At 66.1% G+C, this 10932-nt stretch carries 9 protein-coding genes; 6 read left to right on the top strand and 3 right to left on the bottom strand.

Annotated features, from left to right (window positions below):
- Positions 1-240: 240 nt before the first annotated feature.
- Both thrS and ACZ9GA_RS24700 read left to right on the top strand, forming a co-directional pair.
- Positions 241-2166 (top strand): threonine--tRNA ligase, encoded by a 1926-nt coding sequence (thrS, locus tag ACZ9GA_RS24705; protein WP_457363653.1) that lies wholly within the window; start codon positions 241-243, stop codon positions 2164-2166.
- 160 nt (positions 2167-2326) lie between these two features.
- Positions 2327-2515, top strand: a complete 189-nt coding sequence (locus ACZ9GA_RS24700; protein ID WP_027981939.1) for a hypothetical protein — start codon at positions 2327-2329, stop codon at positions 2513-2515.
- Positions 2516-2567: 52 nt separating this feature from the next.
- On the opposite strand, the gene ACZ9GA_RS24695 is transcribed toward ACZ9GA_RS24700, so the two are convergent.
- Positions 2568-3500 (bottom strand): WaaS/CpsH family glycosyltransferase, encoded by a 933-nt coding sequence (locus ACZ9GA_RS24695; RefSeq protein WP_457360137.1) that lies wholly within the window; start codon positions 3498-3500, stop codon positions 2568-2570.
- A 182-nt stretch (positions 3501-3682) separates the two neighbouring features.
- Here ACZ9GA_RS24695 and ACZ9GA_RS24690 point away from each other — a divergent pair, with 182 nt between their 5' ends.
- A complete protein-coding gene (locus tag ACZ9GA_RS24690; protein ID WP_457360139.1) occupies positions 3683-4159 on the top strand; it encodes a hypothetical protein in 477 nt (158 codons plus the stop codon).
- Between the two features lie 91 nt (positions 4160-4250).
- Here ACZ9GA_RS24690 and ACZ9GA_RS24685 read toward each other — a convergent pair whose 3' ends face one another.
- Positions 4251-4715, bottom strand: a complete 465-nt coding sequence (locus tag ACZ9GA_RS24685) for a hypothetical protein (RefSeq protein WP_457360141.1) — start codon at positions 4713-4715, stop codon at positions 4251-4253.
- Positions 4716-4917: 202 nt separating this feature from the next.
- On the opposite strand from ACZ9GA_RS24685, the gene ACZ9GA_RS24680 reads away from it, so the two are divergent.
- The 3 genes from ACZ9GA_RS24680 to ACZ9GA_RS24670 all read left to right on the top strand — a co-directional run bounded on the left by ACZ9GA_RS24680 (position 4918) and on the right by ACZ9GA_RS24670 (position 9835).
- Positions 4918-5445, top strand: a complete 528-nt coding sequence (locus tag ACZ9GA_RS24680) for a sigma-70 family RNA polymerase sigma factor (RefSeq protein WP_457360143.1) — start codon at positions 4918-4920, stop codon at positions 5443-5445.
- Complete coding sequence (locus ACZ9GA_RS24675) at positions 5442-7280, top strand: DUF4880 domain-containing protein (RefSeq protein WP_476227669.1); 1839 nt, start codon at positions 5442-5444, stop codon at positions 7278-7280. Before ACZ9GA_RS24680 ends, ACZ9GA_RS24675 begins: the two co-directional genes overlap by 4 nt.
- Before the next feature lie 92 nt (positions 7281-7372).
- Positions 7373-9835, top strand: a complete 2463-nt coding sequence (locus tag ACZ9GA_RS24670) for a TonB-dependent siderophore receptor (protein WP_457360147.1) — start codon at positions 7373-7375, stop codon at positions 9833-9835.
- A 127-nt stretch (positions 9836-9962) separates the two neighbouring features.
- Here ACZ9GA_RS24670 and ACZ9GA_RS24665 read toward each other — a convergent pair whose 3' ends face one another.
- Complete coding sequence (locus tag ACZ9GA_RS24665) at positions 9963-10880, bottom strand: LysR family transcriptional regulator (RefSeq protein ID WP_457360148.1); 918 nt, start codon at positions 10878-10880, stop codon at positions 9963-9965.
- Positions 10881-10932 lie beyond the last annotated feature (52 nt).

Here is a 10932-nt window from a genome sequence, read left to right as displayed (position 1 = left end):
CGCGGATTATGTCAGAGTGCCACAGGGTCGCCAATACGGTGTTGGATGAAGGTTGTTGAGCGCGCAACGCGGGCCGTGCGGCGGCAACGCCAAGATGAAAACTTGCCCATTAAGTGGATCCATTATTGATGTGGCGTGATATGGTCCAAGACCCGCCACTCGCTCCGACGGATCGCGAGCTGCACCTTGGCAAGTGTTTTGACGCACTTCAGTTTTTTCAACATCGAGTACTCGACCATGATGGTTACAATCTCTTTACCGGATGGAAGCCGCCGGGAATTTCCCCAGCCCCTCACTGTTCAGCAACTGGCCCTGTCCATTGGCACGGGCCTGGCCAACGCCACGCTGGCTGGCAAGGTCAACGGCACGCTGGTGGACGCCGGTTACCTGCTGGACACGGACGCCACGGTAGAGATTGTGACCACCAAAAGCACCGATGCCCTGGAGCTGGTGCGCCATTCCACTGCGCACTTGATGGCCCAGGCCGTGCAGCGCCTGTACCCGGGCACCCAGGTCACCATTGGCCCGGTCATCGCCAACGGTTTCTACTACGACTTCGTGGCACCGCGCCCCTTCACCGTGGATGACTTGGCGCTGATCGAGGCCGAGATGGCCAGGATCGTCAAGGAACAACTGCCCGTCAGCCGCAGCGTGCTGCCGCGCGACGAGGCCCGTGCGTTTTTCCTGGAAAAGGGCGAGGGCTACAAGGCCGAGATCATCGACTCCATCCCCAGCGACGAGCCACTGTCGCTGTACACCCAGGGCGAATTCACCGACCTGTGCCGCGGCCCGCATGTGCCCAACACCGGCAAGCTGGGCGCGTTCAAGTTGATGAAGGTGGCCGGTGCCTACTGGCGCGGCAACTCGGACAACATCATGCTCAGCCGTATCTACGGCACCGCCTGGTTGAACGACAAAGACCTCAAGCACTACCTGCAGCAACTGGCCGAGGCGGAAAAGCGCGACCACCGCAAACTGGCCAAGCAGTTCGACCTGTTCCACCAGCAGGAAGAGGCGCCGGGCATGGTGTTCTGGCACCCCAAGGGCTGGTCGCTGTGGCAGTCGGTGGAGAACTACATGCGCCGCGTGTACCGCGACAGTGGCTACCGCGAAGTGCGCTCGCCCCAAGTGGTGGACAGCACCCTGTGGAAGCGCTCGGGGCACTGGGACAACTACAAGGAAAACATGTTTGTCACCGAGTCCGAGAACCGCGAATACGCCTTGAAGCCCATGAACTGCCCCGGGCACATTCAGATCTTCAAGCACGGCCTGCGCAGCCACCGCGAACTGCCGATCCGTTACGGCGAGTTCGGCGGCTGCCACCGCAACGAGCCCTCGGGGGCGTTGCACGGCATCATGCGGGTACGCGCCTTTACCCAGGATGACGGGCATATTTTCTGCACCGAAGAGCAGATCCCCGACGAGATCAAAGCCTTCCACCAGCAGGCGTTGAAGGTGTACGCCGACTTCGGCTTCACCGACATCGCGGTGAAGATCGCCCTGCGTCCCGAGCCAGGCAAGCGCCTGGGCAGCGACGAGGTCTGGGACAAGGCCGAGGACCTGCTGCGCAACGCCATGCGCGATTGTGGCGTGCAGTGGCAAGAGCTGCCGGGGGAGGGCGCGTTCTACAGCCCCAAGATCGAGTACCACCTGCGCGACGCCATCGGCCGGGAATGGCAAGTGGGGACCATCCAGGTGGATTACCACATGCCGGATCGCCTGGGCGCCGAGTACGTCGACGAGCATTCCCAACGTCGTCGTCCGGTGATGTTGCACCGGGCAATCGTCGGTTCGCTGGAGCGCTTCCTGGGCATCCTGATCGAGCACCACGCCGGGGTGTTCCCTGCCTGGCTTGCGCCGGTGCAAGCGGTGCTGGTCAACGTCACCGATGCCCAGAACGACTACGTTCAGGCTACCCGCGAGCGGCTGGTGAAGATGGGCTTCCGGGTGGAAGCGGACCTTCGCAACGAGAAAATCGGCTACAAGATCCGCGAGAATACCTTGCAGCGCGTCCCCTACCTGCTGGTGGTGGGCGACCGCGAGAAAGAGCAGGGCCTGGTCACCGTGCGTGCCCGTTCCGGCGAAGACCTGGGCGCCATGACGGTTGCCGAGTTTGCTGAAAAACTGCGGCAGGAAACGGATTTCAGCGAACACGCTGAAGCCTGATCCTGATAAACGGCGGGCCTTGGGGCCCGCCGTTTTTTTTCGCCTGGCGTTTGCCCGGGTAACCGGATTTGTCTGACATTCCGACATGCGGCGCCGACGATGGCCGTCATCTTTTGACACCTGCGCTAGGCTTTTCCATTCAACCAAAAAGGAGGTGGTTATGGACCGCTCAAACAGTGATCGTTCACGTATGGCCGCTATGGATAGCGCAGTGGTCAGGGAAAATCTGTACCAGGAATGGGACAGCGGGGAAGTCATCGAGCAGCCCTGGGGCACCGCGCGCGGAGGGTCTGGCTACCTGAAGCATGAAGCGGGCTACGACATGGAAGAGGAAGAAGAGGAAGAGTAACGGCTGGGCGCGGCGGCGATGCACCGGGTGGGCATCGCCAGCCGCAAAGCCCTTAGCGCGGGGCTGAAAAAACGGTGTCGCACCAGCCATGCAGGCTATAGCGCGCCCGGATCGCTTCAGGCACCGGCACATACGCGCTTTCCAGAAACGCGCGAGGTATCTGCGGGTTCTGCTCGTCGATCACCAGAATGTTGGCCGGGTTGTAGAAGTCGTAATCCACCACCGACGCATTGTTGGTGATCACCTTCTTGCCATGCATCATCCCCTCGAACAGCCGGAAGCTCAGGCCGCTTTGCCGTGGGCGAATCAGGTCGATCAAAATGTCCGCCTCGGCGATCAGCCGGGTCACGTCATCCAGCCCCAGGCGCTCGCGGAAAAAGGTAATGCGGCTGCGCGCCTCGCCGGGCTTTTTGTATTGCACCATGAACAGATACTGGGGGAAGCCGGCCTGCTCCAGTTGCTGGCCAATGGCATCCAGCAGGGCCAGGCGATCCAGGCCAGCCATCACCAGGAACGCCTTGTACTTGGCGTGGCTTTGCGGGGTGGGCACGGCAAGGTCTTCATACATGAAGTTGTAGAGCTTGGTCAGGCCGTGGCGCCGGGCATCGGGCGCTTCGAAGCTGTACACCTGGTCATACCGCTTGAGCCAGCTGTCCGACACCGGGGAGCGTGCCAGGCTGTCATACAGATAAGCTTTTTTCACCCTGGCAATGGCCATGGCGCGCTCGATGGTGGCGGGCTCTATCTGCCCGGGGTTGACCACCAGCAGGTAATCCGCCTGGCCGAAGGCCTTGATCTTGCGGGCATCCAGCCATAGGCCCAGATGGTGCCGGGCCACCGAGCGCAACTTGCCCGAGAGCCAGTCCAGGCGTGGGCTGGACTGCGCCGTATCGAGGAAAAGGACCTGGTGGCCCTGGTGTTGCAGAAAATCGGACAGCTTGCGGATGTACCCGCCCATGTCCTTGCAGATCAGCAGAATGCGCATAAACGATTGGTGTTCCAGTAAGACCTGCCAGCCGCGCAGTTTACGATAACTGGAGCGGTCCGCCCTATGGTGGGTATCAACTATTTGGTCAGCGATGTGTCGCACCTGTTACGCAGTGGTTAAATGTTTGCGGTGATGGCGATGTAATGTCCAGGTAAGACAACTACCTCTGGAGATCGACCGTGTACATTTCAAAAAGCATTGTGGGGGCAGTCGTGCTGAGCATTCTGGCCCCGGCCGCCTTTGCAGATACACATTCCCGACACCAGAGCCAGGTGGGTGTGACCTTCCAACTGCCCTTCGGCCAGGGCGGAATCAACCTCGACAACGCGCGCGTGGGCCTGGCCTACCAGCATGTCTATTCTGAAAGCGCCGACACCGTGTACGGCGGTGCAGCGACCGTCACCACATCGCTGCATGCATTCGACCCTCGGGTTGGCGTGCAGGCGCTGGGCGGTGATCGCGACTTCTACGCCGGCGCCGGCGTGAGCTATGGCACCTCGGGCTGGGGTGTGCCGGTTTCGCTGCATGCGCCCTTTGTTGAAGTGGGCCTGGACAACATCGGCGAACTGGGTGGGTTCTATGGTGGCGTGAACACCATGAACGGCTTCAAGAAATACGAGAAGCGTGAATCCGCCCCGCAGCAGATCTTCGAATAAACGGTAGCCGCTGGCGCCAGGCTACGCTGGCCCTGTTGCATGCCGAAGATCTGCGGTGAGGCACAGGGCCAGCGCAGCCTGGCGGCAGCGGCTACGGTTGCATTTTGCTGGCGCTGGATTCGCGCCAATGCACGTTAAGTGCCTGCATCTTGCCGCTGCTCAAATCCACGGTACTGCGCATTTCGCGCCCGTCCAACTGGGCGACAATCACGTACTTGCCGGCCGGCAACTGCGCCAGCAGGATGGGCCCGACGTCACTCACGTTCAGCACTTCATGCCCCTGGGCGCCCTGGATCGCCACCTTGATGCCCGACTCATACTTGTTCTCGGGGCCGGCGGAAAAGGTGATGTGCAGGTTATAGCCACGCATCTTCTGGATGGCGCAGGACTCGTCCTGGCCAATACCGCCCGACACATAATTGATGCCGTTCTGCTGTTGCTGTTGCAGGTGTACGCCTTCCTGGTTGACCGGGTCGACGCAGGCGGCGTAGGCCGGCAGGGCAGCCACGCTGGCCAGCATGATGGCGGAGAAAACGAACCGTTGTGCAGCTTTCACGACGAACACTCCCGAGCCCGCGTGGGCTCTGTGACAGTGGTACAGCGTTGGACTGCCGTGGGGCCGGGGTCGTTCGACCGCAGGCTGTAAAAGTGCGCTTGAAAGCCAGTCATACGCGATCGCTGCTGAGAATGTTTTGCAGTTGTATCGGCGCTGCCAACAATTGATAATGGTTTTCATTAAATCGCTGCGGTCCTCCCCTATGCCCCCGACACCCGCCTTCAGCGCCCCCGATCTGAGACGTCATGTGTTGCACTGTTTGTTTGGTGACCATCACGGTTGGCTGGTGCAACGGTTGCGGGCGCGCCTGGGCTGTCAGCATGACGCTGCGGACATGGCGGCCGAGACGTTCATGCAGGTGGTGGCGCTGCCGGCGCCGGAGGCCATTCGTGAGCCCCGGGCCCTGCTGACTACCATCGCCAAGCGGCTGATGTACGACACCTGGCGCCGCCGTGACCTGGAGCGCGCTTATCTGCAGGCATTGGCGCTGCAGCCCGAGGCCGTCGAACCGTCGCCTGAAGAGCGGGCGTTGACCATGGACACGTTGCTGGCCATTGATGCCTTGCTCGATGGCCTGTCGCCGCGGGCCCGCACTGCTTTCCTGTGCAGCCAGTTGGACGGCATGAAATACGCCGATATCGCGGCCATGCTCGGCGTGTCCACCATCCGCGTGCGTCAGTACGTGGCCAAGGGGTTGAAGCTGTGCTGCCGCGAGTTGCTGGAGTCATGAGCCTGCCCCGTGCGGCCCTCGAACAGGCCATTGAATGGACGGCGGTATTGCGTGACGAGCCCTTGCCGGCCAACGAGCGCCAGGCATTCGAGCGGTGGCTGGGTGCCGACCCGGCCCACCCGCAAGCCTGGGCGCGGGTGCAGCAGCACCTGCATCGATCGCTGGCGCCGCTAACCACGCGCGAGGCACCTGCCCGGCAGGCTTTGCAGGCACCGCGCCCCAGCCGACGGCACTTTCTGCGCGGGGCACTGGCGCTGGCCGGCGTGGGTATCACGGGCGTGACCCTGACACGCCAGGGCATGCCGTTGGCGGAGCTGGGCGCCGACCTGCGCACCGGCACCGGCGAGCGCCTGTCCCGTGACCTGGCGGATGGCAGCCATCTGCAACTGGACGCGCGCAGTGCGGTGGACATCGATTTCAACGACCGTGAGCGGCGCCTGGTACTGCGCGGCGGCAAGCTCATCGTCAGCGCCCAGGCCGACCCGCGCCCGCTGCGTATCGTCACCCCGTTCGGCAGCGTGCAGACCTTCGACGGCCAGTGCATGGTAGCCAACCATGTGCAGTGTGCGCACGTCTGGGTGATGCGCTCCAGCGTCACCGTCGATCTGCCTGGCGGTAGCCAGCACGTGGAGGTCAAGGCTGATCACGGTGTGCGCCTGGGGCAAAGCATCGAAGCACTGGCCGCCACCGGCAACGACGAAAGCAGCTGGCAGAATGGCTTTCTCAACGTGGTGGACTGGCCCCTGGGCGACGTCATCACCGCCCTGCAACCCTACCGCCGCGGGGTATTGCGCATTACCCCGCAGGCCGCACGCCTGCGGGTGTCCGGGCTGTTTTCCCTGGACCACAGCGACCGCGCACTGGCGGCGCTTGAGCAGACCATGCCCCCCCCCCCCCCCCCCCCCCCCCCCCCCCCCCCCCCCCCCCCCCCCCCCCCCCCCCCCCCCCCCCCCCCCCCCCCCCCCCCCCCCCCCCCCCCCCCCCCCCCCCCCCCCCCCCCCCCCCCCCCCCCCCCCCCCCCCCCCCCCCCCCCCCCCCCCCCCCCCCCCCCCCCCCCCCCCCCCCCCCCCCCCCCCCCCCCCCCCCCCCCCCCCCCCCCCCCCCCCCCCCCCCCCCCCCCCCCCCCCCCCCCCCCCCCCCCCCCCCCCCCCCCCCCCCCCCCCCCCCCCCCCCCCCCCCCCCCCCCCCCCCCCCCCCCCCCCCCCCCCCCCCCCCCCCCCCCCCCCCCCCCCCCCCCCCCCCCCCCCCCCCCCCCCCCCCCCCCCCCCCCCCCCCCCCCCCCCCCCCCCCCCCCCCCCCCCCCCCCCCCCCCCCCCCCCCCCCCCCCCCCCCCCCCCCCCCCCCCCCCCCCCCCCCCCCCCCCCCCCCCCCCCCCCCCCCCCCCCCCCCCCCCCCCCCCCCCCCCCCCCCCCCCCCCCCCCCCCCCCCCCCCCCCCCCCCCCCCCCCCCCCCCACCCCCCCCCCCCCCCCCCCCCCCCCCCCCCCCCCCCCCCCCCCCCCCCCCCCCCCCCCCCCCCCCCCCCCCCCCCCCCCCCCCCCCCCCCCCCCCCCCCCCCCCCCCCCCCCCCCCCCCCCCCCCCCCCCCCCCCCCCCCCCCCCCCCCCCCCCCCCCCCCCCCCCCCCCCCCCCCCCCACCCCCCCCCCCCCCCCCCCCCCCCCCCCCCCCCCCCCCCCCCCCCCCCCCCCCCCCCCCCACCCCCCCCCCCCCCCCCCCCCCCCCCCCCCCCCCCCCCCCCCCCCCCCCCCCCCCCCCCCCCCCCCCCCCCCCCCCCCCCCCCCCCCCGGTGCGGGTACAGCGCTACTTCGATTGGTGGGTGAGCGTCGACGCCGTGTGAATTTTATTTTTCCGTGGCTATATCGCTTTTTCGATCTCGCGGCACATAGCTCAGGAACCGTATCCAAATGCGGACACACAATGGAGCTTGTCATGTACCGCCGTCGCCCCCGCTTCACCCTTTCGCCCCTATGCCTGGCCCTGCTGCTGTCGGGCGCGCCGCTGCTGGTGAGCCCGGCCAGCGTTGCCGCGCAGACCCAGGCCAGCTATGCGTTCAACCTGCCCGCCGGCCCTCTGGCCACCACCCTGGCGCGTATCGCCCAGACAAGCGGCAGTGAGATCGTCTACTCGCCGCAACTGGTGGCAGGCCGACAGGCCCCGGCGGTGCAGGGTGAAATGACCACGCAGATGGCGCTGACCCGCGCCCTGGCAGGGTCCGGGTTGGGGCTGGAAAGCACCCCGGGCGGCGTGCTGACCCTCAAGCCCTTGCCAGCGGGCGCGCTCAGCCTGGGCGAGGTCAACATCAACGGCGTTACCCAGAGCGACGCCGGCGACAGCGGCTACAGCTACGTCGCCAAGCGCAGCCGCGGCGCCAGCAAAACCGACACGCCGCTGGTGGAAGTGCCGCAATCGATCTCGGTGGTCACCCGCAAGCAAATGGATGACCAGGCCGTGCAGGGCGTGAGTGAAGCGGTGCGCTACACCCCGGGCGTATTCGGCGAGTACACCGGTGCCAACAACACCCGCGAACAGTTCCGCATCCGCGGTTTTTCGCCCTATGTGTTTCAGGACGGGCTGATGCTGCCTTACGGCGAAAGTGGCCAAGGCAGCATGTCCGAACCCTACGGCCTGGAAAGCGTGGAGGTGGTGCGTGGCCCAAGCTCCATGCTGTACGGCCAGAGCCGCCCCGGTGGCCTGATCAACCTGACCAGCAAAATGCCCACCGACACCCCCTTGCACCAGTTGCAGGTGCAGGGTGGCAGCCATGACCTCAAGCAACTGGGCTTCGACTTCGGCGGCCCGCTGGACGACCAGAGCACCCTCAGCTACCGCCTGACCGGCCTGGTCAAGGACAGCGGCACCCAGATCGACCACGTCGACAGCAACCGCCAGTTCATCGCCCCGGCCATCACCTGGCGCCCCGACGAAGACACCTCGTTGACCCTGCTGGCCCAGTACCAGCGCGACTGGGGCGGCACTACCGAGCAGTATTACCCGGCCAGCGGCAGCCTGCATGCCTCGCCGTGGGGGCACATCAGCAGTCATACCTTGCTGGGCGATCCTGACTTCGACAAGCTGCGCCGCGAGAGCTTCCAGCTGGGCTATCTGTTCGAGCACCATCTCAACGATACCTGGACCCTGCGTCAGAACCTGCGCTGGAGCAAGGTCAACGTGGAGAACCGTTCGGCCTACGGCAACGGCTACGTCAGCACCACCAGCCCGCTGCTGGCCCGCGCCACCTCGGACATCAAACGCAACCTGCAGATCTTCAACGTCGACAACCAGGCCCAGGCCAACTTCAACACCGGCGAACTGCAGCACACTCTGTTGCTGGGTGTGGACTACCGCCGCACTGGCCTGTTGAACACCGCGGTGAACGGCACGTACACCTCGATGAACCCCTATACCGGCGCCGGTACCGACGGCACCCAGGGCACTACCCGCGTAGGCCGTGACCTGTACCAGACCCTCAAGCAGACCGGCGTGTACTTCCAGGACCAGATCAAGCTGGACCACTGGATCCTGACCCTGGGCGGTCGTTACGACTGGGCCGATGCCGACAGCCACTTCCGTCCGGACGGCAGCAACCCCAGCGACCGCTACATCCGCCAGAACGATGAAAAAGGCACGTGGCGCGGTGGCCTGGGCTACCTGTTCGACAATGGCCTGATGCCGTACTTCAGCTATTCGCAGTCGTTCGACCCGATGCTTAACACCAGCGTCAGCGCCACCACGCCTATCTTCAAACCTACCGAAGGCGAGCAGTATGAAGCGGGGGTCAAGTACCAGCCGCCCGGCCAGGACAGTTTCATCACCGCCTCGGTCTACCAGTTGACGCAGAAAAACCTGACCACCGCTGACCCACTTAACATCAACAACACCGTGCAGATCGGTGAGGCGCGCAGCCGTGGCCTGGAGCTGGAAGGCAAGGCTGTACTTAACGAAAACCTCAGCTGGCTGGCCTCCTACACCTACACCGACAGCGAAGTGACCCAATCGGGCAACACCACTGCGCTGAACCACGACAAAGGCAACGAATTGCCCTTCACCCCGCGCCACCAGGCCTCGACCTGGTTCGACTACAGCTTCCATGGCGGTGCCCTGGACGGCTTTGGCGTGGGCCTGGGCGCGCGTTACACCGGCTCGCTGTGGGGCAGCAGTGTCAGCTCCACCAATGCCATCGCCAACCGCATCAAGACCGGCAACGTCACCGTCGCAGACGCCGCCTTGCACTATGACCTGGGCAAGCTGAGCCAGAGCCTGCACGGCACCCGCGTGGCGCTGAACGCCAGCAACCTGTTCGACAAGGACTACGTAGTGGCGTGCAGCAACGGCAACTCATGCTTCTACGCCCCGCGCCGCAACGTGATCGCCACGCTGACGTACGATTGGTAAAGCCTGGCAGCCGTGCACTCCCCTGTGGGAGCGGGCTCTGCCCGCGAAAAGTACGCCGCGTTTTATCCATTGGTGCGCGGCGTTCTTTTCGCGGGTAGAACCCGCTCCCACAGGGTGGACGAGGTCGCTATCTGGGCCAGCGCCAGGCTGGCTCCGCCAGGTGCTGGGCAAAGAAATCCGCCAGTGCCTTGATCTTCACCGGTCGCGCACGCGCCGACGGCGTGACGAAATACAGCCCGCCCCGCGCCATGTGCCACTCCGGCAGCAGCGCCACCAGGCGCCCGTCCGCCAGGTATTCACTGGCAATGAACTCCGGCAATTCGGCAATCGCCAGCCCTTCCAGCAACGCCGGCAACAAGGCATCCGAATTGGTTACCCGCAGCGGCCCGCTGGGTACCACGTCTTCTTCCGTACCGTCCTCATGGGTAAAGCGCCACACCTGGCTGCGCGCCCGATACGCATAACTCAGGCACGCCCGGCCCGCCAGCGCTCGCGGGTGCTGCGGGGTGCCGTGGGCTTGCAGGTAGGCCGGTGACGCCACCAGATACTGCGTAACCGCACAGATGCGTCGCGCCACCAGTGACGAGTCCGGCATCACCGCAATGCGCAGTGCCGCATCGAAGCCCTCGGCGATCAGGTCCACCGACGCGTCGGACAAATGCAAATCCACCGACAGCTCCGGGTACTGCCGCATCAGCTTGGGCATCAACGGCGCCACCCAGCGCAGCCCGAACGACATCGGCACCGCCAGCCGCACCTGGCCACGGGGCTGCACCGACAGTTCCTGCGCCTCGCTTTCCACTTCCTCGGCCTGGCGATAAATGTCACCGGCCTTGGCCGCCATGCTGGCGCCGAACTCGGTCAGCGCCAATTGCCGCGAGGTGCGGTTGAACAGCCGCCCACCCAGACGCTCCTCCAGCCGCGCCACCGCACGCGACACCGTGGGCACCGACACGCTCATCACCCGCGCGGCGGCGGCGAACGAACCTTCTTCTGCCACCTTGGCAAACATGGCCAGGCCTTCGAAATCGGGGAGTTTGCTCATTTCAAATCTGCAATGATGAGTTTCATATGATTCTATTTTGAAACATGACCGC

The sequence above is a fragment of the Pseudomonas sp. TE3644 genome, assembly GCF_056278815.1.
Note: the sequence above shows the minus strand (reverse complement) of the source record. Positions and strands in the feature narration are given on the sequence as shown.